Below are 25980 nucleotides of genomic sequence, written 5' to 3' on the forward strand. Positions count from 1 at the left end.
AAAATCAGTAAAAATTTAAGGGGGAAATGATGTGAAATTAAGAAAAGCTTCATGGTTATTAATCAGTCTTACCCTGATCCTGTCGATTTTCCTGACTGCGTGTACAGGAAATTCAGCTGAGGATCCTAAAGAAACTCCTGGAGATGATGGCAAGAAAGAAGAGGAAGCTTCAGGACCGCAGCAGGGCGGGGATTTGATCATTGGTTCCACTGGTGCGCCTACCGTCTTCAACCCACTTTATTCAACTGATACATCCAGTTCGGACATTGAAGGTTTCATTTATGACAGCCTGGTGTCATCGGATACTGAATTCAATCCGACTATGAGCATGGCAGAGTCGATCGATATCTCTGACGATGGCCTGACCTTTACAGCGAAATTGAAAAAGGGCATTAAATGGCACGACGGAGAAGAGTTCACTGCTGATGATGTAGTGTTCACGTTCAGCATCCCGAAAAACCCGGATTATAACGGCGAGCGCGGATCAGCTTTCGAATCAATGGAATCCGTCAAAAAAATTGATGATTATACGGTCGAGTTCAAACTGAGCAAGAAAGATGCTTCTTTCTATCCGGTTTCACTGAGCTACTATATCCTGCCAGAACACATCCTGAAAGATGTACCGGTTGCCGAACTTGGTGAGCATGAATTCAATACGAAAAGTCCAATTGGTACTGGTCCATTCAAATTCGTTGAATGGAAAGACGGAGAGTATGTAAAGGTTGAAGCCTTCGATGATTACTTCAAAGGCCGTCCATACCTTGATACGCTCACCTATAAAATCGTTCCTGATATGGATGCCATGATCGCGCAAATCCAGGCTGGAGATATTCATTTTGCAGCTGGTGTTCCTGGAACTGATATTGAAACAGTCAAGTCATTCCCTGGTGTGAAGGTTGAGTCAGGCCTTGCTCTTTCCTACACATATCTGGGATACAACCAGAAGAATGATCTGTTCAAAGATAAAAAAGTCCGACAGGCAATTACACACGCAATCGACAGGGAAGCAATCGTAAATTCTGTCATGAACGGTGACGGTAAAGTCGCTGATGTTCCAGAGAGCCCACTTTCATTTGCATACAATGACGATGTTCCGAAATTTGGATATGACGTCGAGAAAGCAAAATCATTACTAGCCGAAGCTGGCTGGAAGGACACAGATGGTGATGGAATCCTCGATAAGGACGGCAAGAAATTCTCTTTCACGGTAAAAACAAACCAGGGTAACAAAGTAAGGGAAGATATTGTCGTGGTTCTACAAGAGCAGCTGAAGGAAGTCGGAATCGAAGCCAAGCCGGAAATTGTTGAATGGAGCGCATTCATCGAGCAAATTTCTGCGCCAAACTGGAATTACGACGCACTTGTACTTGGATGGAGTCTGTCAACATTCCCGGATCAGTATGATATTTTCCACTCTAGCCAGATGAAAGAAGGCTTGAACTTCGTCTGGTACTCAAACCCTGAGGCAGATAAGCTGATGGAAGAAGCGAAGCAAATCCTTGACCAGGATGAGTACAAAGCAGCGTATGCCGAAATTTATAAGATGCTGGCAGAAGACCAGCCATACACATTCCTGTACTATCCAAATGTACACAGGGTCATGCCTGCGAATCTGGAAGGCTATGTATTCCACGCGAAGGATGATTTTTATGAAATCTCCAAGTGGTGGCTGAAAAAATAGGATCAGGATGGGGGGAAGGGAGTGTCCCTTCCCTTTCAGATTTTAAGTGCCGCCAGCTTACCCAAGGCGTTTTCTTCCGCCCAATGAAGTCAAAGAACGACTTCACTGGTCGGCCCTCCGTGGCACACGATGTGCTAGAACCGCCAGTCACAGGACGTGGCGTTTTTAGGCGGGCAGCGCTTGTCGGGGCAGACCAAGGTGCTTGCGCTTTTCATTGTCCAGCTCCAGCGCCTTGCCCCTCGAGTCGCTTCGGTCCGCCCAATGAAGTCAAAGAACGACTTCAGTGGTCGGCCCTCCGTGGCACACGAGGTGCTAGACCCGCCAGCCACAGGACGTGGCGTTTTTAGGCGGGCAGCGCTTGTCGGGGCAGATCAAGGCGCTTGCACTTTTCATTGTCCAGCTCCAGCGCCTTGCCCCTCGAGTCGCTTCGGTCCGCCCAATGAAGTCAAAGAACGACTTCACTGATCGGCCCTCCAGCGCTTGTCGGGGCAGACCAAGGCGCTTGCGCTTTTCTTATAATCTCTTAATTTTTAAAGGAGAATTGCCATGCTATCTTATATCATTCGCCGAATACTGATGGCCATTCCTTTGCTGCTGGGCATTACGATTGTCTCTTTTGCCATCATGAAGCTGGCCCCCGGGGATCCTGCCAGCTTGATGATGGATCCGACCATCAGCCCTGAGGACAAGGCCAGGTTCATGGAAAGATACGGTCTTAATGACCCTATTCATATCCAGTATTTGAAATGGCTGGGAGCCATGCTTCAAGGTGACTTTGGTACTTCACTGATCCGCAAAGGTGTTCCTGTCATAGAAATGATCATGAACAGGATGCCGAATACCATTTTATTAATGGTCGTTTCGACATTGCTGGCATTGTTGATTTCAATTCCATTTGGAGTCATATCGGCAACCAGACCGTATTCAAAGCTCGACTATTCAGTGACCATTACATCATTCCTCGGCGTCGCAACACCAAACTTTTTCCTCGGCTTGATCCTGATCATGGTTTTTGCCGTCCAGAATAATTGGTTCCCGACAGGAGGGGTCGCAACCCTGAATGCTCCTTTCAGTCTATGGGACAGGATCCACCACTTAATCATGCCAGCATTTGTTTTAGCCGCTGCCGATATGGCAGGGCTGACACGTTATACCAGGTCTAGCATGATGGAAGTGATCAAGCAGGATTATATGAGGACTGCGAGAGCAAAGGGCTTCAAGGAAAACAAAGTCATCTATAAACACGGGCTTCGAAATGGCCTGATCCCAGTCATCACCATTTTTGGCCTGATGATTCCTTCCTTCATTGGGGGAGCTGTCATTGTTGAAAAAATCTTTACCTGGCCAGGGATTGGCTTGTTATTCGTGGATTCTGCATTCCAGCGGGATTACCCGGTGATTATGGGGCTCACCGTCATCTCGGCAGTGTTTGTCGTCATTGGGAATTTGATCGCCGATATCCTGTACGCAATTTTTGATCCAAGGATCGAGTATTAAGGGGAGGTAAACATGGCAAATACAAATCTAGCTGGAAATAAATCTGGCAGTCTGGAAATGCACGGTGTCAACACCTCGCATGATACAATGCTTGGGATCATTGTCAGGAAGTTCATGAAAAACAAGCTAGCCATTTTCGGCGGCATTTTCCTGATCGCCATCATAACTGCTGCACTGTTAGCGCCAGTGATCGCCCCGTTTTCACCTTCCAAACAAAACCTGCTGCTAAAACTGCAGGCGCCGAACAGTGAGCACTGGCTTGGGACAGACAGGTTTGGCAGGGATGTTTTTTCAAGACTATTATTTGGAGCCAGGATCTCTTTATTGGTCGGTTTCGCCTCAGTGCTTGGATCGATTACAATCGGAACCTTCCTTGGAGCAGTAGCAGGCTATGTAGGCGGGATTGTTGATGCGATGATCATGAGATTCGTCGATATCATCCTTTCGATTCCATCCATATTCTTATTGATTACATTGGTCACGATCTTCAAGCCGGGAGTAGATAAGCTGATTCTGATCTTCGCGCTATTAGGGTGGACAACTACCGCCCGATTGGTAAGAGGTGAATTCCTTTCGTTAAGGTCGAGAGAGTTTGTACTTGCATCCAAAACAATTGGAACAAAAACGCCTTCAATCATTTTCTCCCATATCCTGCCGAATGCCATGGGACCAATCATCGTCTCGGCCACATTGTCAGTAGGTTATGTTATCCTGGCCGAATCGGGATTGAGCTATTTGGGCCTGGGCATTCAGCCGCCGCATGCAAGCTGGGGGAATATGCTCCAGGACGCACAGAACTTCACAATCCTCTTAAAATCATGGTGGTACCCGCTTGCACCGGGATTAATGATTCTTCTCACTGTCATTTGCTTCAACTTTGTCGGGGATGGACTGAGGGATGCGTTAGATCCGAAGATTAATGAATAGTTTAAGAAAATAAGTACAACTACAATTATTTGCAAGTGTTAGCAGAGCCAGGATTACCCTGGTTTTTTTGTTGGGAAAATTTTCACACCGAAATAGACGAATTCTAGAACAGCTGGCTGTGGTCTTCATAGTATAGCTGTAAAGTTGATTTCTTCGGAGGGAGTAAGATGGGGTAGTCAGGACGGATGAATGGTTGGAAACAGATTTCAACAGGCCTCAGGTTATATGTGAACAACTGCTTGCTTTTTTTGAAGGTGATGCTGATGCGAAAAAAGTATACAGTTATTTAAAGAACTTTGGCATGTACAAGCCGGAGCGAAGGAGCAAAAAGATTTTTGAGGAACTAAAATCAGGAAAATTCTGGTCAGCAACTGAAAAGATTTTTCGTAAATACCAACGGAAATGGAAAGGTCCAGATATTCCGATTTTCATTTTTCCCATGGATGTCTCCAATTCAAGGCTGATGAAAGAAGGCAAAGGGAAGTCTGGCTTGTCTTTTATTGATAAAATGTTTATTTTCCTGACTCCGTTGGAAGACGAAAAAGAACTTGAAGCATTATTTGTTCATGAATATCATCACGTATGCAGGATGCGGGCACAAAAGAAAAGTCCTGCTGATTATACCCTGCTTGATTCAATCATTTTGGAAGGGCTGGCAGAGCATGCGGTCGCCACTTATTGCGGTGAGGAATATACAGGCGATTGGAGCAGGCGATATTCGACAAAAACATTAGCGGGATTTTGGGACGAAGAGATTAAAAAAAAACTGTCACTTACCCGAAATGACCGTGAACATGATCAAATTTTATTCGGGTTGGGGAGCAAACCAAGGCTCCTCGGTTATGCCATGGGCTATGAAATTGTAAAACAATATAAGCAGCTGGGAAATTTTACTGAAAAAGCATCCTTCTATTCTCCTGCAAATGAATTTACAAAGTTGCTAAAATTTTAACATTTAATTTAACTATAAAAAACCCTGTTACTTTAGGGTTTTTTATTAATTTTGAAAAGTAATAAATTTCCCAATTGAAAAATAAGTATTGCAAATGTAATAAAACTGTAATAACATTTTATTAAAATATATCGAATATGCAGAATATTTTATTATTTAAATGTGAGAAGGTGTCCTAATGAGCAACTATTCAATACATAACGAAGCACCTTTGCTAGAGGTCAAGAACCTTGAAACAGCATTTAATATTGATGGTGAGTATTATAACGCTGTAGATAAGGTAAGTTTTGCTGTCAAACCAAGACAGATTGTCGGGGTTGTTGGCGAATCAGGGTGCGGGAAATCGGTAATGAGTCTTTCAGTCATGCAGCTTCTTCCAAAAGGAGTTGGCAAAATCCGCGGCGGCGAAATTGTGTTTGAAGGCGTTCATCTTGAAAAGATGTCAGAAAAAGAAATGAATAAAATCCGCGGCCGTGATATTTCGATGATCTTCCAGGAACCAATGACTTCGATGAATCCAGTTTTCACGATAGGATTCCAGCTGCAGGAAGTCCTGTTCAACCATACAAAAATTTCGAAATCAGAAGCAAGGCAGAAGAGTGTAGCATTATTGAAGAGCGTCGGCATTTCACGCCCGGAAAAGATTGTTGATGAGTATCCGCATCAATTGTCCGGCGGTATGAGACAAAGGGTCATGATCGCCATGGCGATTGCCAACCAGCCTAAGCTTTTGATTGCGGACGAGCCTACTACGGCATTGGATGTAACTGTCCAGGCGCAGATTCTTGACTTGCTCAAAAGCATCCAGGAAGTAAATGATATGTCCGTCATTATGATCACACACGATCTTGGCGTCGTCGCAGAAATGTGTGATGAGGTTATCGTTATGTATGCGGGCAGGATCGTTGAACGTGCAGATGTTGACACACTGTTCTATAACCCTAAGCATCCATACACTGAACTGATGATGGGCGCTATTCCAAAAATGGATGAGGATAAAGAAGAATTAAGCTCAATCAAGGGAATTGTCCCATCACTTAAGAATATGCCTGCAACCGGTTGCCGTTTTGCAAACCGCTGCCCAAAAGCAATGCCAGAGTGTACAAGCATCACTCCACAGCTTGGAGAGGTTGAACAAGGTCATGAAGTGGCGTGCATTCTATATGAAGCAAGTATGCCAAAAGAAGGAGTCAAGGCATAATGAGCAATACAATTATAGTAGAAAAAGAGAATTTGCTGGAAATTAAGAATCTTAAAACCTACTATCCTGTAAAAGGCGGTTTCTTCAGACGTACAATCGGCAACGTCAAGGCAGTCGATAATGTATCATTCGAAATCAAGAAGGGTGAAACACTTGGACTCGTTGGAGAATCAGGCTGCGGCAAATCAACAACAGGAAGGACAATCATCCGCCTGTTGAATGCTACAGAAGGAGAAATCCTTTTTGAAGGAAAGGATATCACCAAACTGAGAGGCAAAACTCTCCAGGCAATCCGCCAGGACATCCAAATGGTTTTCCAAGATCCATATGCTTCGCTGAATCCGATGCAAATGGTGGGCGACATCGTTTCCGAACCAATCAGGAACTTCAAGAATGTCAGCATGAAGGACTTGAAGGATGAGGTAATGGATTTATTGAACAAAGTAGGTCTTCCTGAAGATGCTTATTATAAATACGCCCACGAATTTTCGGGCGGACAAAGACAAAGGATCGGCATTGCCAGAGCGCTTGCGTTAAGACCGAAACTCATCATTGCGGATGAGCCGGTATCAGCCCTGGACGTTTCTGTACAATCCCAGGTTCTCAATCTTTTGAAAGAACTTCAGAAGGAATTTGATCTTACTTTCTTATTTATCGCTCATGACCTTAGTGTCGTTAAACATATGAGTGACCGGATCGGCGTAATGTATCTCGGCAATATGGTTGAAATTGCTGACCGCAACAGCATGTATGCTGAGCCGCTCCACCCATATACACAGGCTTTGATCTCAGCCATTCCAATGCCAGACCCGCGCAGGAAAAAAGAAAGGATCGTCCTTGAGGGGGATGTGCCAAGTCCACTGAACCCGCCGACAGGATGCCCATTCCATCCGCGCTGCCCGGCTGCGATGGCAGAGTGTTCCCAAGTGAAGCCAGCTTTAAAGGAGGTGAAGCCAGGACACCGAGTTGCTTGCCACCTTTACTAGGGCATAATTTTTACAAAAAATAAAAGAAAAACGGGGGGAAAACCATGAAGAAACCATTGCTTTGGCTAGCTATGCTAGTACTGGTTTTATCAACATTCCTTGCTGCGTGCAGCGGAGGAGAAAAAGAAAAGACGACTGCTGATCCGAAAGACGGAGAAAAAGGCACTGCTGAAGAAGGAAAGCCACAGGATGGCGGTACATTGACTTACGCTCTAAGCTCTGAGTTCAAAGGCCTTTTGAACTGGAACTTCTATGATGCTGACGGAGACGATGACATCATCGCATTCTTCGATGATCCATTGATCGACTATGATGAAAACCTTAAGGCTGAGCCAAACATTGCCAGCTGGAAAACTGATGACAATAAAGTTTTCACATTCACATTTGAAAAAGGCGTAAAATGGCACAATGGCGAAGAATTAACAGTTAATGACTGGGTATTCGCTCTTGAAACGATCGCTAAACTTGGTGGAGAACACCAGCGCTGGTCTAACGTTAACACAATCGAAGGTGCTAAGGAATACAACGAAGGCAAGGCTGACAAAATCTCAGGTCTTGAAGTAGTTGATGACTATACTTTGAAAATCACTTTTGACAAAGCTCGCGTAAACAACCTTGAAAATGTTTGGGCTTACCCGCTTTCTCGCAAGGAATTCGAAGGAATCGATCCTAAGGATATGGCTGCTTCTGAGCAGGTCCGCACTAAGCCTGTCGGAACAGGTGCTTACAAAGTGACAAAGGTTATCCCTGGTGAATCAGTAGAGCTTACTCGTAATGAAGACTACTGGAAAGGCAAGCCGCATATCGAAAAAATCATTGTTAAAGTTATCGATACTTCACTTACAACTGGTGAACTTAAGAATGGAACACTTGACATGACTCCATTCCACCCAACCGTTCTTCCAGAAATTGAAGCGCTTGACAATGTTGAAGTAGTAAAATATCCTGGCTTATCTTACTACTATATTGGTTTCAAACTTGGTAAATACGATGGCAAGAAAAACGTAATGGACAAGGATAAGTACGCAAGCAAAGAATTGCGTCAGGCTATGCTGTTTGCAATTGACCGCCAAGCGTGGACAGATGCATTCTTCAGCGGATTAGGCAAGCCGCTTAACCGTCCAATCCCATCTTCTCACTGGATTGCAGCACCTAACGAAGATATGCCGATCCAATACGAATATGATCCAGAAAAAGCGAAAGAAATCCTTGATAAAGCTGGTTATGTAGATAAGGACGGAGACGGCTTCCGTGAAGATCCAAAGGGCGAGAAGTTCACTGTTAAGTTCTCTCACTACGCAACTGGCAACCCAACTTTCGAAGCACGTGCTAAAGCTATGACTCAGTACTGGGAAGAAGTTGGCTTGAAATCTGAGCTTCAAATGACAGATGTTAACCTTTACTACGATCAACTTGAAAAAGATGACCCAGCTCTAGAAGTATTCTACGGCGGATGGGGAACTGGCGCTGATCCGGATCCACTGCCACTTTGGGGGATTGAATCTGTATGGAACTACCCTCGCTGGGTAAATGACGACGCTCAAAAGCTTCTTGAAGATGCTGTTGACCTAGAAGTTGTAGGAACTGACACTGAGAAGCGTAAGCAGCTATATGCTGACTGGCAGAAGATTTTCAACGAAGAAGTACCAGCACTTCCAATCCTTGAACTAGAAGAAGTTATGGCTGTTTCTAAGCGTGTTCAAGGCGTTAAGTTCGACGTTTCTGGTTCTAACTCACCTCATGAATGGTGGATCAAGCAATAATTATTGAGCACCACCTATTCAGTTAAGGAGAATGCATATGCTTAAGTACAGTTTACGACGCATACTCGGAATGATTCCTATGCTTTTCCTTATCTCCATCGTAGTGTTTTCCCTGGCGAAACTTATGCCAGGGGACTCACTCAGTGGGGAGATCGATCCGAACAACACGGATCCGGCATACATAGAAGAGATGCGCGAGAAGCTGGGTTACAATGACCCAATCCACATTCAGTATTTCACATGGATTTCAAACTTCATGCAGGGTGATTTCGGGAAATCGACCCGCTATAAAATCCCGGCGAGTGAAATCATTGGTGAACGTTTGCCTAACACTATTTTTCTAGGTTTCTCCAGTATTCTAATCACTTATATTCTAGCGTTTATCATGGGTATTTATGCCGGCAGAAAGCCGTATACAATCGGCGACAACGTCATAGGCACCGCAAACTATATAGGGTTGGCACTGCCTTCATTCGTTGCGGGTGTGTTCGCAATCTATTTCTTTTCATTCAACTTAGGCTGGTTCCCTTCGAATGGATCGGTTGATATATCCACGACAGAAGGAACAGCTGCATATTGGTTAAGCAGACTACACCATGTATTTTTACCAGCACTTGTTTTAGGTCTATTGAGTACTGCAAGCTATACGCAATTCCTGCGTAATGACATTATAGAAAACAGCCGTAAGGACTTTGTAAGAACGGCAAGAGCCAAAGGAACACCTGAAAAGAAAATCTACAATCAGCACATCTTACGTAACTCAATCATCCCGCTGATTACCTTCCTTGGATTTGATATCGTAGCACTCGTTGGCGGTGCAATCATCACCGAGACGATCTTCACTTATCCTGGAATAGGTCAATTATTCTTGAACTCTGTCAGTCAAAGAGACTATCCAGTCCTCATGACCTTGACCATGATGTTCTCATTCTTGACTTTGTTTGGAAACCTGGTTGCAGACATACTATATGGAATTGTTGATCCAAGGATCAGGCTGGATTAAGGAGGATGGCTATGGAAGTTTCTACAGCAAAAAATACACAGATAAACCTGAAGCCGGAAAAAGGCTTGTCTCCTTGGGCCATTGCACGCAAGAAGTTCATTAAGAACAAGCTTGCGATGACAAGTCTGATCTTTTTGATCATCGTTACCGTTGTCTCTTTCCTGGCTCCATACATCACTACGATCGATATCACTAAAATCAATATCAGTCAAATGTCCCTTAAGCCATCCGCAGAGCACTGGCTGGGAACGGATAAAAATGGCCGGGACGTTTTCACGAGATTATTGTATGGCGGAAGGGTATCACTTTTAGTCGGAATTAGCTGTACACTATTCGTTATCATCTTTGGAACAATTGTAGGTTCAATCGCTGGATACTTCGGCGGAATCGTGGACAGCATGCTGATGCGTTTTACAGACTTTGTCCTGAACTTCCCATTCCTGGTATTCGTTATCGTATTGGCTACAATTTTCTATGGTAAAATCAATGGTCTTGTTATCCTGATCATGGTTATCAGCTTGCTGAGCTGGGGCGGGGTAGCACGTATTGTCCGAAGCAAGATTTTGGCTGAAAAAGAGAATGAATACATTCTTGCTGCGATTTCCATCGGATGTTCACCATTTAAAGTCATAACAAAGCATCTGCTTCCAAACGTCCTTTCTACCATCATCGTGCAAGCAACAATCTTGTTTGCTTCAATGATTGTCGCAGAAACAGGACTAAGCTTCCTCGGATTTGGTGTTCCATCTGAAATCCCAAGCTGGGGCAACATGCTTGCATTCGCAAATGAACCAGACGTATTACAAGGAAAGCCGTGGATTTGGATCCCGCCAGCCCTTGCCATCACACTGACGATTTTGTCCATCAACTTCGTAGGTGAAGGCCTGAAGGACGCATTGAATCCAAGATCACGCCGTTAAAAAATCTACCATACACAGGTAGATTTTTTATTTTGTTCTATTGTAGGAAGTTGGGTGCGGAACGTGTTCTAAGTTCGGACAAAAAGACGAGCCAGAACGCTTAAAATAGCCGAAACAGCCCCAAGTTCGGACAAAAGAACAAGCCAGGTTGCTTGAAATGTCCGAAGTGGTCCCAAGTTCGGACAAAAGATCAGGCTGGAGTGGCTGAAATGTCCAAAGCAGCCCTAAGTTCGGACAAAACAACAAGCCTTGGTGCATGAAATGTCCGAAGCAGCCCCAAGTTCGGACAAAACAACAAGCCAGGATGCATGAAATGTCCGAACCAGTCCCAAATTCGGACAAAACAACAAGCCAGGATGCATGAAATGTCCGAAGTAACCCCAAGTTCGGACAAAACAACAAGCCAGGATTCGTGAAATGTCCGAAGTAATCCCGTGTTCGGACATAAGACCAGGCTTGAGCACATGAAATGTCCGAAGCAGCCCCAAGTTCGGACAAAACAACAAGCCTGGGTGCATGAAATGTCCGAAGCAGCTCCAAGTTCGGACAAAACAACAAGCCTTGGTGCATGAAATGTCCTAACCCCAAGTTCGGACAAAAGAACAAGCCAGGATGCATGGAATGTCCGAAGCAGCCCCAAGTTCGGACAAAACAGCAAGCTTGGGTGCATGAAATGTCCGAAGCTACCCTAAGTTCGGATAAAACAACAAGCCTGGGTGCATGAAATGTCGGAAGCAGCTCCAAGTTCGGACAAAACAATAAGCCAAGATGCATGAAAAGCCTGAAGCGTTCCCGTGTTCGGACAAAACACTGAGCATGGATGCTCGTAAGTTCACAAGCAGCCCAGGTACAGACATCATTCTCAATTTTAGCCAGTACAATGAATATTCCGACCGTGCCAACCTGTCTCTATAATGAAGGCAGGTTCAAGTACTTTCTTACCGACTTCCTTCATATGTATATATAAAAATGGACAGGCAGGGGTGAGTAGGTTGCATGATCTGAATGTCAATTGTGAAAAGAGCCAATTTGATGATTTTTAGGTTGTTTGTTTTGACGATTGGTTTTGGTTTGGCTGTTTCGGGGGGGATCAGCACAATCGCATATTTGAATATGATTACTGCTGGTCACGGAGTAGATGAATATTTAGCGTTTATATCGCGGAGGGTGGAGTGTTACCTTCTTCCTGCAGGAATTAGCATCATTTGGTTAAGTATATACTGGCCGCATAATCATGAGGAAAATTGATCTTCCTTTTAAGGAATAATTTTACTTAGTGCTGCCCATACTGATGGACAAACAGTTTCTTGAAGTGAGGGGTTATAAATCATGTTGTATCTTCATGATGTCTGGGTAAACTGGTTCGAAGGGGAAGAGAACGGCTATAATGTCTGCCACTTTCATGAGTGGCGCAAGGACGATGGAGTAGAGCTCCTTGACCAGGTGCCGCTGCTGAAAATTGACCATCTGTTATTTAATTACATTGAGAACGATTTATCAGAGTTGCCTCAACAGCTTCTGGATGACATTTACCGCAAGGCATACTTGAGGAAGAACCATGAACGTACGCAGCTTGATTATTGTTTCGTTGTTTCTGATGGAACAGGAATTCTTGCTGTGGACACCATCGGTTACAATATCCCGATTCGCAAAAGCCGCCTGATTCCGAGACAGGAACAGCTAGTTTATGAAATGATTGAAAATCAGGATACGATTCAGTATGGGTTCAATGACCAAACTGCTCTGAAGGATTTCCATATCTTATCGCCATCACCAGATTTAATGAGGGGATTGACCCGGAAGGAAAGACAATTGAAGCAGTTGTTGTTCATGGCGATGGACCAGTTGAACTCTTCAAAAAATGTAGCTGAAGTGCGCTACTGGTTCACTGAATGGAAACCTGAACAATATGAAGTGATTCAACAGCTTTCCTTTGAAGATGTTTGGGAAAGACTATATGATGAGACAAAATTCGGCTGGTCAGGAAAGCATGAGAAGTTCTGTGAAAATATCATAAAAGGCCAGGCATTCTTCGAAAAATTATGGGAGATGGAGCACGGTCCGAAAGTGAATTAGGAGCTGATGTACTCAGCTCTTTTTGTTTTTTACATATAAGACGGTTGAATTGAAAAGGAGCTGGTAAATGCCAGCTCCTTTTCTGATTATTTTCTCTTGCGGCCAAGCCCCATTGCGTTCTCCATTTTTTTGACCATCTTGTTTGCGACCCGGTTAGCTTTATCAGCGCCATTATCAAGAATTTCATCCAGTTCAGGAGAATCGATCAATTCATAGTACTTTTTCTGAATGGGTTCGATTACATCCACGACAACCTTTGCCAGGTCTGCTTTGAAATCTCCGTAACCTTTTCCTTCATATTCCTTCTCAAGATCAGCAACAGATTTGCCGGTCAGAATGGAGTAAATAGAAAGAAGATTGGAAATGCCGGGTTTGTTTTCTTTGTCGTTTTTCACGATTCCTTCTGAATCAGTAACAGCACTTTTGATTTTCTTTTCAATTTGTTTTGGATCATCCAGCATTGAAATAAAAGCTTTATTGTTCGGATCAGACTTACTCATTTTTTTCAATGGATCCTGGAGCGACATTACCCTTGCACCAACTTTTGCTATCCGGACTTCAGGAATGGTGAAGATGTCATTATATTTTTTGTTGAATCGTTCAGCCAGGTCTCTTGTTAGTTCAAGATGCTGTTTTTGGTCTTCTCCGACAGGAACCAGGTCTGTTCCATATAGAAGGATGTCAGCTGCCATTAGAGGCGGGTATGTCAATAGGCCTGCTGAAACTGCTTCTTTACCAGAAGACTTATCCTTGAACTGGGTCATTCTTTCAAGTTCTCCGATATAAGCAACACATTGCATCATCCATCCAGCCTGAGCATGTGCCGGAACCTCTGATTGAATGAAAAGTGTAACCTTTTCAGGATCAATTCCGGATGCGATGTACAAGGCTGCCAGGCTTTTGATATTTTTACGGAGCTGCATCCGTTCCTGGGGTACAGTTATCGCATGCTGGTCAACGATGCAGAAATAGCAATTATACTCATCCTGCAATTCCGTGAATTGCTTCATTGCCCCGATATAATTGCCAAGTGTAATCGTTCCGCTCGGCTGGATGCCGGAAAAAATGGTTTGCATAAAAAATTCCTCCTTCTATTATGGTTCTTCTTCCTAAGAACAAAAAGAAGAACGCAAAAAAGGACCATTCGTCCCCTACTTGTAGGGACGAATGGTCCGTGTTGCCACCCTAATTACTCACGAATGAGTCACTCTGCCCATGCTTGTGCTGCATGGCTTCCTTTAACGCAGGATTTACGCCTGGATCTACTTACTGCTTAGTTTCGAACCAGAAGCTCGGAAGTCCATTCCAAATGCCAGGCTGTTTGTTTCCACCGACCACAAACTCTCTGAGAAGCCTTAAACAAATGTACTATTCTTCTTCATTGCTTTTAAAGATTTATTAAAAATGATTATAATCAAATTTACCATCATAAGCAAGTGGAACAGGATTCTTTTACAAATAATAAACGTAAAGGGCTGCCAGCATGAAAGCTAAATCCAGGAGACTAATAATAAGAAGGGGGTTCGCATTGAAGGTGACCAACTCGGACAGAGGAGTCATTTCCTCAAACGACTTCTTCTTCTCTCCTTCTTCCTTCTTGGTAAAAACAGTACGGAAAGAATAGGACATTGTGTCAAAGAAACCTGAATTGACAGTATAGACAAGTAAGGAGATGAATAATAGTGCACTAGCAATATAAAAAGAAATATTGATATAACTCAGTAAGGTAAAACCTCTACGAACGAGGAAAGAGAGGAAGAGAACTATCAACTGCGATGAAAAAAAACCGAAAAAAATTTTCCCAACTTTATTGCGCATTTTACGGATTCTCCCTTAAATTGCTATTTCATTAAAGTAATATTTTAAAAAAACTCTGTAAAAAACTTAAATATTACAATAGGTAACACATTGATTTCATTGAACAAAGGCTTATAAGTCACCATTATAACATAAATCAACTAGGAAATTTATTACTATTGTTTCAAAGTTGTAAATTTTTCTCGCAAAAATATTGAACATTTAATTTAATCTATGTATAATAGGGAATGTAAAAAGTTTTCAGAAAACAACAAAAAAGAGGGGGCAAAACTTTTGAAAAAGTCTAAATTTTCATTGCTATTAGTTTTGACTCTAGTATTCTCTCTATTTCTGACTGCTTGCAGCAGCGGAGATAAGGATACTGGAAAAGACAAGCCTGCTGATGAAGGCACAAAAGGCGAAGAAACTGCTAACGTACCACAGGAATTAAGAATGTTGGATTCTTCCGAGATCCCAACTATGGACACTGTCTTAGCTGAAGGTTCTACAAGTTTCACTTACATAAACAACGTAGGTGAAGGTCTTTACCGCCTTGACCAGGACCACAAGCCGGTTCCTGCACTTGCTGATGGCGAACCAGAAATCAGCGAAGATAAGACTGTTTACACTTTCAAACTTCGCGATTCTAAATGGTCTAACGGCGAGCCTGTAACTGCACAAGACTTCGTATTTGCTTGGCAGCGCGCAATCGACCCTGCAACTGCTTCTCCATATGGTCCTTACATGATGGGCGGCAAAATCAAGGGTGCTGCAGAAATCACTGAAGCTGGAGCAAATAAGAAAGACTACGACCTTAACACTCTTGGTGTAAAGGCAATTGACGAAAAAACTTTGGAAGTAACTCTTGAAAAGCCAGTAGTATACTGGGCTGACCTTTTCGCTTTCCCAACATTCTATCCTCAAAACCAGAAGTTTGTTGAAGAGAAAGGCGAAGCTTTCGCAAGCAATGCTGAAAACTTACTTTACAACGGACCTTTCAAGATGACTAAGTGGGAAGGTACTGACGCCACTGAGTGGGTACTTGAAAAGAACGAAGATTACTGGAATGCTAAAGATGTAACTCTTGAGAAAATCACTGTAAACGTAGTAAAAGATTCAAACTCTGCTGTAAACGCATTTGAAGCTGGCGAAACAGACATGACTGGATTGCTTTCTTCTGATATCGTTCCATCATACGAAGGCGATGAGCGTATGCTTAGCTGGATGGAGCCAACTGTATTCTGGATCAAGATGAACCAGAAGAACGAAGCTCTTAAAAACGTAAACATCCGTAAAGCAATCGCAATGGGCTTCAACAAAGAAGACCTTGCTGCAAGCATCCTGAACAATGGTTCAGTAGCTGCTAACTATTTCGTACCAAAAGATTTCGTAACTCTTGACGGTGAAGATTTCCGTGAAAAGTACGGCGACATTGTTACTTTCAATGCTGAAGAAGCTAAAAAGGCTTGGGAAACTGGACTTAAGGAACTTGGCGTAGATAAGCTTGAGATTCGCTACCTTGGTGGAGACACTGAAGCAGCTAAGAAGACTGACGCTTACATCAAGAACCAATTGGAAACTAACCTTCCAGGTTTGACTGTCAAACTTGAAAGTGTTCCTTTCGCAGTACGTCTAGAGCGTGACAACGCTATGGATTATGATCTTCAATTCGCAGGATGGGGCCCTGACTACGGTAACGCATTGTCGTTCACTGACCTTTGGATCACTGATGGCGGAAGCAACAGAATGGGATACACTAATCCTAAATACGATCAGTTGATCAAGGACGCTCAAGGCAAGCTTGCAACTGATGAAAAAGCACAATGGGAAGCTCAGCAGGAAGCTGAAAAGATCATGCTTGGAGAAGATTTTGGTCTAGCGCCGGTTTACCAGCGTGCAGCTAACATCCTATTGAACCCAGGAGTTAAAGGTCTTGCGATCTACAACTATGGTCCTGACTATAACTTCCAATGGGTTAAGATTACTGAAGCAGAATAATAACTAAAGCAGTTTCTTATTTCAGAAGGTAATAATTCTGATGATAGAAAGAGAGTATATCTAGATATACTCTCTTTTTCCCTGTGAGGCATTTGTCGAATAATAGGGAAAATTAAAATAATATAGGAGGTGCACACTATGGGAAAATACCTGGCTAAAAGGATTCTCTTTATGATTTTGACTCTTTTCATTATTGCGTCCATAACGTTTTTCTTAATGAAAATCATACCTGGTACGCCATTTGCGAGTGCAGCTAAATTGCCGCCTGCGCAATTGCAAATAATGAAAGCTAAGTATGGATTGGACCAGCCTGTGCCTGTACAATATGCTAAATATATTGGCAACCTGCTGCAAGGAGATCTGGGTATCTCATTTCAATTTAATAACACACCGGTAACCGACCTGATGATCAAGCGTCTTGGTCCATCTATGCAATTAGGAGCCCAGGCTATGATTGTTGGAACCATATTAGGCATCATGCTCGGTATATTTGCCGCTCTTAGACAAAATACATGGGTGGATTATAGTGCAACATTTATTGCAGTTTTGGGTAAGGCTGTGCCAAACTTTGTTTTTGCTGGTCTTCTTCAATATTTTGTAGCTGTAAAATTAGGCTGGTTCCCAGTGCTATTCTGGAAAGGATTTGAATATACAATCCTGCCAACCATTGCATTATCTATTTTCCCAATAGCAATTTCAGCCCGATTCATGAGAACAGAAATGATTGAAGTTTTAGGGTCGGATTACATCCTTCTAGCTAAAGCAAAAGGTGCAAGTTACTATGAAATCGCAGTAAAACATGCTTTGAGGAATGCACTTATTCCTTTGGTAACTGTACTAGGGCCTTTGGCGATCTCTTTGATGACAGGTTCACTAGTAGTAGAAAAGATATTTGCTATTCCTGGATTAGGAGAGCAGTTTGTAAAATCTATTACTGTTAATGATTACCCTGTTATCATGGGAACAACTATTTTATTTGCTGCTTTATTTGTGTTTATCATCCTTGTAGTGGATATTTTATATGGAATCATTGATCCACGAATCAGACTGTCAGGAGGTAAAAAGTAATGGCTAATCTTGAAACGAAAATTTCAAAAGATCGCTTTCAGCCTGCAATCATTGATTCAGCTAAAAGCGAAGAAATTAACAAGCCGAGCTTAACCTTTTGGCAGGATGCTTGGATGCGTGTGCGTAAGAACAAAGGTGCCCTGGCAAGTTTAATTGTTATGGTTCTGCTTGTTTTAATGGCCTTCATTGGTCCTTTAATTAGTGGAAAAGATTTTGACACACAAAAAGTCAGCCATAATAATTTGCCGCCAAGAATTCAGGGGCTTGAAAATATCAGTTGGCTCCCTTTTGATGGAGTTAAGGTAAATAAAGCCGGCAAAGAAATTAATATGTATGAAGTTAAAAAAGTAGACGAGTATTATTGGTTTGGTACTGACGCGTTAGGACGTGACCTTTTCACACGTACTTGGAAGGGAACCCAAATCTCTTTGTATATTGCTTTGCTTGCAGCGCTGATTGATATGATTATTGGTGTTGCCTATGGGGCGGTATCAGGGTATTATGGCGGCAGACTGGACAATGTTATGCAAAGGATCACAGAAGTCCTTGTTGGTATTCCTACAATGATTGTTGTAATATTAATGATTCTTGTGCTTCAGCCAGGTATCATCTCAATTACTGTTGCTCTGACAATAACGGGTTGGGTTGGAATGGCGCGTGTCGTCCGTGCACAGGTTTTAAAGCTTAAGGAACAAGAGTTTGTTCTTGCATCTAAGACATTAGGGAATTCTGACGGGAAGATTATTTCCAAACATTTACTCCCTAACCTTGCTGGTGTCATTATTATTAACACAATGTTTACTATTCCAAATGCGATTTTCTTTGAAGCATTCCTAAGCTTTATTGGACTTGGTCTGCAGGACCCATTAGCTTCATTGGGTACTTTAATCGATGAAGGATTTAAAGTATTAAGATTGCATCCACATGAGATGATCATCCCAGCTATCATCATCAGTCTTATCATGATTACATTCAATATGCTGGCAGACGGATTGCGTGATGCGCTTGATCCGAAAATGCGCGATTAAAAGGGCAGGTGAATATAATGGAAAATATTTTAGAGGTTAAAGATTTAAATATCTCCTTCCATACATTTGCGGGAGAGGTTCAGGCAATCCGCGGTGTTAATTTCGATCTGAAAAAAGGAGAGACCCTGGCGATCGTAGGCGAGTCGGGTTCTGGAAAATCAGTAACAACTAAAGCAATCATGAGATTATTGCCTCCTGGAAACTCGGAAATTAAAAATGGACAGATTCTATTTGACGGCAAGGATTTAACAAAGCTGACTGACAGACAAATGCAAAAAATTCGTGGAAAAGACATTTCGATGATTTTCCAGGATCCGATGACATCCTTAAACCCAACAATGACTGTTGGCAAGCAAATCATGGAACCGCTGATCAAGCATCAAAATATGAGTAAATCTACGGCAATGGAACGGGCTGTCCAGCTGTTGAAACTAGTAGGTATTCCTAAGCCGGAATTAAGGGTCAAGCAATATCCGCACCAATTTTCCGGTGGTATGAGACAAAGGGTTGTTATTGCGATTGCATTAGCATGTAACCCAAAGGTCCTGATTGCTGATGAGCCAACAACGGCTTTGGATGTAACCATCCAGGCACAGATTCTGGAATTGATGAAGGATCTGCAGAAAAAGATTGATACATCTATTATCTTCATTACCCATGACCTCGGTGTTGTTGCGAACGTAGCAGACAGGGTTGCCGTAATGTACGGTGGTAAGATTGTTGAAATTGGAACAGTTGATGAAGTGTTTTACAATCCGCAGCATCCTTATACATGGGGATTGATTAGTTCGATGCCAAGTCTTGATGCTAAGGAAGAAGAGCTATATGCAATTCCTGGTACACCGCCAAACTTATTGCATCCGCCAAAGGGAGATGCCTTTGCGCCACGAAATGAATATGCAATGCAAATTGATCTTGAAGAACAGCCTCCAATGTTTAAAGTGTCCGATACACATTATGCTGCTACATGGCTGTTGCATCCGGACGCTCCAAAGGTAGAACCGCCGGAAGCTGTGAAGAGCAGAATGCGCAAATTCATGGACATGAAATAAACTGTAGGAGGAGGACTGGCTGATGGAAAATAGAGAAAAACTTCTTGAAATAAAGAATCTGAAGCAATACTTCAATATTGGACAACCAAATGAAGTAAAAGCGATTGACGGAATTACTTTTGATATCTTTAAAGGAGAGACTCTTGGACTGGTTGGAGAATCAGGCTGTGGTAAGTCCACAACCGGGCGCACAATCATCAGGCTTTACGATGCAACAGATGGAGAGGTCCTTTATAAAGGTGAAAATGTACACGGCAAGAAAAGTAAAAAAGATTTGAAGAAATTCAATAGAAGTATGCAAATGATTTTCCAGGATCCTTATGCATCCCTGAATCCAAGGATGAAAGTATCCGATGTTATTGCTGAAGGCATCGATATTCACGGCCTGGCCAAGAGCAATAAGGAAAGAATGGAAAGGGTATATGAACTACTTGAAACTGTTGGCTTAAACAGAGAACACGCCAATCGATACCCACATGAATTTTCAGGCGGTCAAAGGCAGCGTATCGGGATTGCCCGTGCACTTGCCGTGCAGCCGGAATTTATTATTGCAGACGAACCAATTTCCGCTCTAGACGTTTCCATTCAGGCACAGGTTGTTAACCTGATGAAGAAACTGCAGCGTGAAAAAGGGTTGACATACTTGTTTATCGCACACGACCTTTCAATGGTAAAATATATCAGTGATAGAATTGGTGTAATGTACTTCGGTAAGCTGGTTGAGTTAACGACTGCTGAAGAATTGTACAAAAATCCACTGCATCCTTATACTCAATCATTGCTATCGGCGATTCCGCTTCCAGATCCTGAATCTGAGCGTACACGCCGCCGCAAAACATATGATCCGAATGTACATCAGTATGCGGATGGAGAAGAAGTGAAAATGCGTGAAGTAGTACCAGGGCATTTTGTTTATTGCTCTGAGAAAGAACTTAAACAGTATCAGCAACAATATGTAAAATAATCAAAGCGATCTCTTAATTTGAGATCGCCTTTTTTTTGCATGACTTTGGCGGAGGGAATAAATTCCATATGAAAATATTAATCTATAATATCTAAACCTGTCGAAAGTGGGTAAAATAGAATTAACAATAGATATATAATGAATAATTGATGTACGGTTTGAAAGGAGAGGTGTTTGTGCAATTTAAAAAAATCGCAGCAGCAGCACTATTGGCTGCCTCTATTTCGCAAGCAAGCGGAACAGTTTTTGCTGAATCGAAACCATATGAAACGGAGAAACTTCCAGTCAGGGAACACCAGTCATTGGTGAGGGAAATTCCAAAACAGCTGCCCAGGTTCAAATTTGACTCTGGCTATCAATTTGAGTACCCCGATGCAGTCAGGGGAATCTATGTTACCGGAAATTCAGCAGGAGGGGAGAAGTTTTCCAGTCTGGTGAATCTAGTCGATAAAACGGATTTAAATGCGATGGTGATCGATATAAAAGACGATCATGGATTTCTTACATACAAGCCCAGTGATGACTCTCCATTTAAAGAGATTGGAAAGCCATATATCAAGGACCCCAAAAAAATGCTTAAGACTATGGAAGAAAAGCAAATTTATCCTATAGCGAGGGTAGTTGTTTTTAAAGATACTGCACTGGCAAATAAGAAGCCTGAATGGTCATATAAGGATGGGAATGAAGTTTGGAAGAACGGAAGGGGAGAATCATTCGTCAATCCTTTTGTCAAAGATGTTTGGGAATACAATGTCCAAATTGCGAAAGAAGCCGCCAAAATGGGTTTCAAGGAAATCCAGTTTGACTATGTCCGTTTCCCTGAAGGATTTGAACGGAGAGACAGCACCCTTAAATACTCAATGGGAGATTATCAGAATATCGAGATGGATAATATCCAAAAAAGAGTAAAAGCTGTGACTGATTTCGTCGCATATGCACGCGAAGAATTGAAGCCTTATGATGTAAAAGTATCTGTTGATATATTCGGTTATACAGCAACACTTCCAGAAGCTCCAGGTATAGGACAGAATTTCTCGAAAATCTCTGAAAATGTCGATGTCATCTCTTCGATGATCTATCCTAGCCATTGGACTTCATATTTCGGTATTACAAAGCCTGATACCCAGCCATATAGGCTTGTCGAGGAATATGCCAAGCTGGAAAAAAAGAAGCTGGCTGAATTAAAGACTCCGCCCATATCACGACCATGGCTCCAGGATTTCACAGCATCGTGGCTTGGCAGCGGGAATTACATCGTGTATGGTAAAAAGGAAGTCGAGGACCAAATCAGGGCACTCAAGGATCAGGGCATCAATGAATACTTATTATGGAATGCCAGCAACAGGTATTCCCCTAATGTTGATTACACACCATAAACAAACAAAAAGCCTGAAGGGATAATTCATCCTTTCAGGCTTTTCATATTGTTAGATAATCGCCATTATAAAAGTTATAATATTAGATGTAATGTGAATTACTTCTTGCTGCCGCCAACATTTTTCCAGCCGTCTTGCACTCTGGTTGATTGGTTGACGAATTCATTTCTTTTGTTCCCACTAAAGAATCTGGTACCAACTCCATTAGTGATGACACCAATTGTTGCGGTAATACCCACGATCAGCAAAGCAACGATAGTTAAATCCATTATGTAACCGCCCATGATAAACCTCCACCTTTTTTTCACAATTTCATGATTGTGGTAAATATAAATGCATGATCCCTACATCTTTATTTTAAAAGAATTGTAAGCGTATTAAAAGGACTTTATTTAGAAAAAATAATACGAGCATTTTGATCATGAGTATATAAGAAAAGCTGGGTGCTTATCGGGATGGAATAAAATTGAAAAGGAGATAAGCAATGCATTGGTATGAAAAATTAAATCAGTATTTCCCGATTGAGGAAATGAAATCAAAGGAACACATGGAAACATTATTAAAGGAAAGGCCTGAAATTTATCATAAGGATGAAGGGCCAGGTCACGTACTTATGTATGTTGAAACCGATGATTTCGTATTCATCGATTATCTCTTTGTCTCAAAAGATACTCGAGGCCAGGGGCTTGGACATAAGCTGATAGAAAAGCTCAAGGAAAAAGGGAAGCCTATCATCCTCGAAGTAGAGCCGGTTAATTATGAAGATACAGATACCGAAAAAAGACTTCGGTTTTACAAAAGGGAAGGATTTGAACATGCACGAACGGTTGGATACAGACGCAGGTCGCTGGCAACAAAAGAAATCAATGAAATGGAAATTCTATACTGGTCGCCAAATGAATCATCAGAAGATATAGTGTATGAAGCAATGAAAAAAACCTATAATATGATCCATACTTATAAAGATAAGACGTTCTACGGGGAGTCCTACCAGCCAGTAGAGGAAGTATTGACGGTTGAAGATAAACGGGATGACTTACTTGAAGACCTTTGACCATACACGCAATCAGGTGCAATCGCCCTGGTTGCGTTTTCATTTTGAAGACCATAATTGAGAATCAAAAAAATAAATAATAAAATGTTTAAGCATATCAAAAGCGGGTAAATATAATTAAATTATGAATTTGTGCGCTGACGGACAGAACCGCCTGGAATTTTACGAATATTTATATAGATTGAAATCAGAGGGAGATGAAAATTATTCATTTTTAATGAAACTTTTTTCTATTTCATTCGTTATATATAAAGAAGGACAAAAATTCTTACATAGTCACCCGCGTGAATTTTTTTGAAAAGGATACCTTTTATCCTCTTCATGGTGTATAATAAACAATATGAATTATAAAATTAAACTTATTATTATTTAATAAATGACAGCTCATTTGAAGCAAATAATATATAAGTAAATCTTAAGGAGTGTGAATTACCAATGGTCACTTTATACACTTCACCAAGTTGTACTTCATGCAGAAAAGCAAAATCATGGCTTGAAGAACATGAAATTCCATACACTGAAAGAAACATATTTTCTGAGCCTTTATCGATTGATGAAATAAAGGAAATACTTCGAATGACCGAGGATGGAACGGATGAAATCATTTCAACTCGTTCGAAGACATTCCAAAAGTTAGATGTTAACCTGGAGACAATGCCTTTACAGGAATTGTTCGAAGTAATCAAAGAAAACCCAGGCTTACTTCGCCGCCCGATCATAATCGACGAAAAGCGCCTGCAGGTTGGTTATAATGAAGATGAAATCAGACGCTTCCTTCCGCGGAAAGTCCGCACTTTCCAATTGCGCGAAGCACAGCGCTTAGTCAATTAAATTTATTAAGCTCCCAATTTTGGGAGCTTTTTTTGTTTTGGGATTTTGTCTATTTCTACTCTTACTTTAGACAGCTTTTCTTTGTATTCCACTAAAGCTGTCTGAACTCTGGCTTACTTCGGACAGCTTTTCTTGGTTTGCCACGAAAGCTGTCCGAACTTTGGCTTACTTCGGACAGCTCTTCTTGGATTGCTACTAAAGCTGTCCGAACTTGGACCTACTTCGGACAACTTTTCTTCGTTGTTCACTAAAGCTGTCCGTACTCTGGCTTACTTCGGACAGCTTTTCATTGTTTGCCAGTAAAGTTGTCTGAACCGAGACTTACTTGGGACAGCTTTTCTTGGTTTTCCACCAAAGCTGTCCGAACTTGGATTTACTTTAGACAGCTTTTCTACGATTGCCACTAAAGCTGTCCGAACCTAGGCTTACTTCGGACAGCTTTTCTTCGATTGTCACGAAAGCTGTCGGAACTTGGACTCCCTTCGGACAGCTTTTTTGGGTTTGCCACGAAAGCCGTCCGAACTCTGGCTCACTTCAGACAGCTTTTCTTGGTTTTCCACCAAAGCTGTCCGAACCCAGGCTCACTTCAGACAGCAGGACAGTAGTAAACGGTCGATAACCCAACAAAGAACGCCAATTGAAGATCGAACCTCGACTCCTTCATCAAAGACAGTCAGACAAATTGAAATCAAGCCAAGTTTCTGCTAAAATGTAAAGAATACTTTAATTTTATAGTTGCCTTTGTTTTGTGAAATTTCAATGGTATTAAACCAGTGAATTGCGCACAAAACTTGAAACAATAAGAAAAAAGCCTTTTATAAAAATGGGTGCATATTTTATTTCCAAAATGGCTGATGATAACATAAAATGAAAGTACAAGATTATTCTATTTACCTTCCTTTAATAAAAACTTGGTGATTCAGACTCATTTATTAAGGGTAAAAGATATGGACCAACTGCTTTTTGGGGGTATTTAGTCCCTTCAAATCTTTGCCTGGAAGGGAGAGAAAGCGAATGGAAATCGAGCGCATTAATGAGAATACGGTAAAGTTCTACATTTCATATATGGACATAGAGGAACGCGGGTTTGACCGGGAAGAAATCTGGTATAACCGTGATCGCAGTGAGGAACTGTTCTGGGAGATGATGGATGAAGTCCATGCAGAAGAAGAGTTTACTGTTGAAGGTCCATTATGGATCCAGGTCCAGGCCCTGGAAAAAGGTCTGGAGGTATTGGTTACAAAGGCTCAATTGTCAAAGGATGGGCCGAAATTTGAACTGCCGCTTCCAAATGATAAAATGAAAGATATGCCAGTTGATGAGCGAATCGAAGAGCTGCTTGACCATCAATTTAATCCAAAAGGATTTGATGATGAAGAGAGTTCGTTCGAGGATGATCTTGAATTCTTATTACTTTTTAAGGATTTCGAGGATGTCATCTCGCTATCAAAACGGCCGGGAATCGATAATATCAAAACAAGCTTGTATAGTTATTCTGACAAGTATTATTTATATATTGAATTTCCTGAGCAAGATTTCGAGGATGAAGAGGAAATTGATAATATTCTAAGTGTCCTTCTCGAATATGGGCAGGAATCAAGCATGACGATTCATCGTCTTGATGAATATGGCAACAAGATTATCGACAATGATGTATTCAATGTCATAAGGAAGCATTTTTCCTGATACAGGGCCGATTTCAGAAATGAAATCGGCTTTTTTAATCGAGCTCCCTTCTTTCCCCTTGGCGTCGCTTCGATTTTAACAATGAAGTAAAATATCGGCATCCCCAACCGGTTCTGCAGC

At 42.0% G+C, this 25980-nt stretch carries 23 protein-coding genes and 1 other annotated feature; of the genes, 20 read left to right on the top strand and 3 right to left on the bottom strand.

The window, feature by feature from the left end; genetic code table 11:
• The first annotated feature begins 31 nt into the window (after positions 1 to 31).
• The 11 genes from FS736_RS01260 to FS736_RS01310 all read left to right on the top strand — a co-directional run bounded on the left by FS736_RS01260 (position 32) and on the right by FS736_RS01310 (position 13006).
• Complete coding sequence (locus FS736_RS01260) at positions 32 to 1681, top strand: peptide-binding protein (protein ID WP_144474547.1); 1650 nt, start codon at positions 32 to 34, stop codon at positions 1679 to 1681.
• Between the two features lie 546 nt (positions 1682 to 2227).
• Complete coding sequence (locus tag FS736_RS01265) at positions 2228 to 3178, top strand: ABC transporter permease (protein ID WP_144474548.1); 951 nt, start codon at positions 2228 to 2230, stop codon at positions 3176 to 3178.
• 57 nt (positions 3179 to 3235) lie between these two features.
• The gene (gene opp4C / locus FS736_RS01270; protein ID WP_144474980.1) at positions 3236 to 4105 is read left to right on the top strand and encodes an oligopeptide ABC transporter permease; all 870 of its coding nucleotides are present in this window, start codon (positions 3236 to 3238) and stop codon (positions 4103 to 4105) included.
• 193 nt (positions 4106 to 4298) lie between these two features.
• Complete coding sequence (locus FS736_RS01275; protein ID WP_144474549.1) at positions 4299 to 5057, top strand: DUF2268 domain-containing putative Zn-dependent protease; 759 nt, start codon at positions 4299 to 4301, stop codon at positions 5055 to 5057.
• Between the two features lie 178 nt (positions 5058 to 5235).
• Positions 5236 to 6258 carry an ABC transporter ATP-binding protein gene (locus FS736_RS01280; protein WP_144474550.1) on the top strand — a complete coding sequence of 341 codons (1023 nt, stop codon included), beginning with the start codon at positions 5236 to 5238 and terminating at the stop codon, positions 6256 to 6258.
• Positions 6258 to 7244: an ABC transporter ATP-binding protein gene (locus FS736_RS01285; RefSeq protein ID WP_144474551.1), complete on the top strand. Its 987-nt coding sequence runs from the start codon at positions 6258 to 6260 to the stop codon at positions 7242 to 7244. The genes FS736_RS01280 and FS736_RS01285 overlap by 1 nt, the downstream gene beginning before the upstream one ends.
• A gap of 44 nt (positions 7245 to 7288) precedes the next feature.
• Positions 7289 to 9007 (top strand): oligopeptide ABC transporter substrate-binding protein, encoded by a 1719-nt coding sequence (gene opp4A, locus FS736_RS01290; protein WP_144474552.1) that lies wholly within the window; start codon positions 7289 to 7291, stop codon positions 9005 to 9007.
• Between the two features lie 37 nt (positions 9008 to 9044).
• Positions 9045 to 10010 carry an oligopeptide ABC transporter permease gene (gene opp4B / locus FS736_RS01295; protein ID WP_144474553.1) on the top strand — a complete coding sequence of 322 codons (966 nt, stop codon included), beginning with the start codon at positions 9045 to 9047 and terminating at the stop codon, positions 10008 to 10010.
• A gap of 11 nt (positions 10011 to 10021) precedes the next feature.
• Positions 10022 to 10930 (top strand): oligopeptide ABC transporter permease, encoded by a 909-nt coding sequence (opp4C, locus tag FS736_RS01300; RefSeq protein ID WP_144474554.1) that lies wholly within the window; start codon positions 10022 to 10024, stop codon positions 10928 to 10930.
• A 1005-nt stretch (positions 10931 to 11935) separates the two neighbouring features.
• Positions 11936 to 12178, top strand: coding sequence for a YuzI family membrane protein (locus tag FS736_RS01305; RefSeq protein WP_260983500.1), 243 nt, complete (start codon positions 11936 to 11938; stop codon positions 12176 to 12178).
• Between the two features lie 81 nt (positions 12179 to 12259).
• Positions 12260 to 13006 (top strand): YjbA family protein, encoded by a 747-nt coding sequence (locus tag FS736_RS01310; RefSeq protein ID WP_144474555.1) that lies wholly within the window; start codon positions 12260 to 12262, stop codon positions 13004 to 13006.
• Positions 13007 to 13092: 86 nt separating this feature from the next.
• Here the strand turns inward: FS736_RS01310 and trpS are convergent, their stop codons facing one another.
• On the bottom strand, positions 13093 to 14082 hold the full coding sequence (gene trpS, locus FS736_RS01315) for a tryptophan--tRNA ligase (RefSeq protein ID WP_144474556.1): 990 nt from the start codon (positions 14080 to 14082) through the stop codon (positions 13093 to 13095).
• 80 nt (positions 14083 to 14162) lie between these two features.
• Positions 14163 to 14397 (bottom strand) — a binding site (T-box leader).
• A 61-nt stretch (positions 14398 to 14458) separates the two neighbouring features.
• Complete coding sequence (locus tag FS736_RS25435; protein WP_144474557.1) at positions 14459 to 14824, bottom strand: DUF3899 domain-containing protein; 366 nt, start codon at positions 14822 to 14824, stop codon at positions 14459 to 14461.
• 273 nt (positions 14825 to 15097) lie between these two features.
• On the opposite strand from FS736_RS25435, the gene FS736_RS01325 reads away from it, so the two are divergent.
• The 6 genes from FS736_RS01325 to FS736_RS01350 all read left to right on the top strand — a co-directional run bounded on the left by FS736_RS01325 (position 15098) and on the right by FS736_RS01350 (position 22289).
• On the top strand, positions 15098 to 16801 hold the full coding sequence (locus tag FS736_RS01325) for a peptide ABC transporter substrate-binding protein (RefSeq protein WP_144474558.1): 1704 nt from the start codon (positions 15098 to 15100) through the stop codon (positions 16799 to 16801).
• A gap of 138 nt (positions 16802 to 16939) precedes the next feature.
• Entirely contained in the window at positions 16940 to 17869 is a 930-nt protein-coding gene (opp3b, locus tag FS736_RS01330) for an oligopeptide ABC transporter permease (protein WP_144474559.1), read from the top strand.
• Positions 17869 to 18897 carry an oligopeptide ABC transporter permease gene (opp3C, locus tag FS736_RS01335; protein ID WP_144474560.1) on the top strand — a complete coding sequence of 343 codons (1029 nt, stop codon included), beginning with the start codon at positions 17869 to 17871 and terminating at the stop codon, positions 18895 to 18897. The genes opp3b and opp3C overlap by 1 nt, the downstream gene beginning before the upstream one ends.
• Positions 18898 to 18914: 17 nt before the next feature.
• Positions 18915 to 19949 (top strand): ABC transporter ATP-binding protein, encoded by a 1035-nt coding sequence (locus FS736_RS01340; RefSeq protein ID WP_144474561.1) that lies wholly within the window; start codon positions 18915 to 18917, stop codon positions 19947 to 19949.
• 22 nt (positions 19950 to 19971) lie between these two features.
• On the top strand, positions 19972 to 20913 hold the full coding sequence (locus FS736_RS01345) for an ABC transporter ATP-binding protein (protein WP_144474562.1): 942 nt from the start codon (positions 19972 to 19974) through the stop codon (positions 20911 to 20913).
• A gap of 170 nt (positions 20914 to 21083) precedes the next feature.
• Entirely contained in the window at positions 21084 to 22289 is a 1206-nt protein-coding gene (locus FS736_RS01350) for a putative glycoside hydrolase (protein WP_395883491.1), read from the top strand.
• A 98-nt stretch (positions 22290 to 22387) separates the two neighbouring features.
• On the opposite strand, the gene FS736_RS01355 is transcribed toward FS736_RS01350, so the two are convergent.
• The gene (locus FS736_RS01355) at positions 22388 to 22573 is read right to left on the bottom strand and encodes a hypothetical protein (RefSeq protein ID WP_144474564.1); all 186 of its coding nucleotides are present in this window, start codon (positions 22571 to 22573) and stop codon (positions 22388 to 22390) included.
• 200 nt (positions 22574 to 22773) lie between these two features.
• On the opposite strand from FS736_RS01355, the gene FS736_RS01360 reads away from it, so the two are divergent.
• From FS736_RS01360 to mecA, 3 genes are all read left to right on the top strand, one after another.
• A complete protein-coding gene (locus FS736_RS01360; protein WP_144474565.1) occupies positions 22774 to 23343 on the top strand; it encodes a GNAT family N-acetyltransferase in 570 nt (189 codons plus the stop codon).
• Positions 23344 to 23778: 435 nt separating this feature from the next.
• Positions 23779 to 24174: a transcriptional regulator SpxA gene (spxA, locus tag FS736_RS01365; protein WP_079508109.1), complete on the top strand. Its 396-nt coding sequence runs from the start codon at positions 23779 to 23781 to the stop codon at positions 24172 to 24174.
• 1014 nt (positions 24175 to 25188) lie between these two features.
• Complete coding sequence (gene mecA / locus FS736_RS01370) at positions 25189 to 25860, top strand: adaptor protein MecA (RefSeq protein WP_144474566.1); 672 nt, start codon at positions 25189 to 25191, stop codon at positions 25858 to 25860.
• Positions 25861 to 25980 lie beyond the last annotated feature (120 nt).

The sequence above is a fragment of the Cytobacillus oceanisediminis 2691 genome (assembly GCF_007678455.1).
GTDB lineage: Bacteria > Bacillota > Bacilli > Bacillales > Cytobacillaceae > Mesobacillus > Mesobacillus oceanisediminis_A.

What these genes read in the sequence shown, in the direction of transcription:
- FS736_RS01265 (WP_144474548.1), top strand. Translation starts at nt 2,228, where the DNA reads ATGCTATCTTATATCATTCGCCGAATACTGATGGCCATTCCTTTGCTG.
- opp4C (WP_144474980.1), top strand. Translation starts at nt 3,236, where the DNA reads ATGCACGGTGTCAACACCTCGCATGATACAATGCTTGGGATCATTGTC.
- FS736_RS01280 (WP_144474550.1), top strand. Translation starts at nt 5,236, where the DNA reads ATGAGCAACTATTCAATACATAACGAAGCACCTTTGCTAGAGGTCAAG.
- FS736_RS01285 (WP_144474551.1), top strand. Translation starts at nt 6,258, where the DNA reads ATGAGCAATACAATTATAGTAGAAAAAGAGAATTTGCTGGAAATTAAG.
- opp4A (WP_144474552.1), top strand. Translation starts at nt 7,289, where the DNA reads ATGAAGAAACCATTGCTTTGGCTAGCTATGCTAGTACTGGTTTTATCA.
- opp4B (WP_144474553.1), top strand. Translation starts at nt 9,045, where the DNA reads ATGCTTAAGTACAGTTTACGACGCATACTCGGAATGATTCCTATGCTT.
- opp4C (WP_144474554.1), top strand. Translation starts at nt 10,022, where the DNA reads ATGGAAGTTTCTACAGCAAAAAATACACAGATAAACCTGAAGCCGGAA.
- FS736_RS01305 (WP_260983500.1), top strand. Translation starts at nt 11,936, where the DNA reads ATGTCAATTGTGAAAAGAGCCAATTTGATGATTTTTAGGTTGTTTGTT.
- FS736_RS01310 (WP_144474555.1), top strand. Translation starts at nt 12,260, where the DNA reads ATGTTGTATCTTCATGATGTCTGGGTAAACTGGTTCGAAGGGGAAGAG.
- trpS (WP_144474556.1), bottom strand. Translation starts at nt 14,082, where the DNA reads ATGCAAACCATTTTTTCCGGCATCCAGCCGAGCGGAACGATTACACTT.
- FS736_RS25435 (WP_144474557.1), bottom strand. Translation starts at nt 14,824, where the DNA reads ATGCGCAATAAAGTTGGGAAAATTTTTTTCGGTTTTTTTTCATCGCAG.
- opp3b (WP_144474559.1), top strand. Translation starts at nt 16,940, where the DNA reads ATGGGAAAATACCTGGCTAAAAGGATTCTCTTTATGATTTTGACTCTT.
- opp3C (WP_144474560.1), top strand. Translation starts at nt 17,869, where the DNA reads ATGGCTAATCTTGAAACGAAAATTTCAAAAGATCGCTTTCAGCCTGCA.
- FS736_RS01340 (WP_144474561.1), top strand. Translation starts at nt 18,915, where the DNA reads ATGGAAAATATTTTAGAGGTTAAAGATTTAAATATCTCCTTCCATACA.
- FS736_RS01345 (WP_144474562.1), top strand. Translation starts at nt 19,972, where the DNA reads ATGGAAAATAGAGAAAAACTTCTTGAAATAAAGAATCTGAAGCAATAC.
- FS736_RS01355 (WP_144474564.1), bottom strand. Translation starts at nt 22,573, where the DNA reads ATGGGCGGTTACATAATGGATTTAACTATCGTTGCTTTGCTGATCGTG.
- FS736_RS01360 (WP_144474565.1), top strand. Translation starts at nt 22,774, where the DNA reads ATGCATTGGTATGAAAAATTAAATCAGTATTTCCCGATTGAGGAAATG.
- spxA (WP_079508109.1), top strand. Translation starts at nt 23,779, where the DNA reads ATGGTCACTTTATACACTTCACCAAGTTGTACTTCATGCAGAAAAGCA.
- mecA (WP_144474566.1), top strand. Translation starts at nt 25,189, where the DNA reads ATGGAAATCGAGCGCATTAATGAGAATACGGTAAAGTTCTACATTTCA.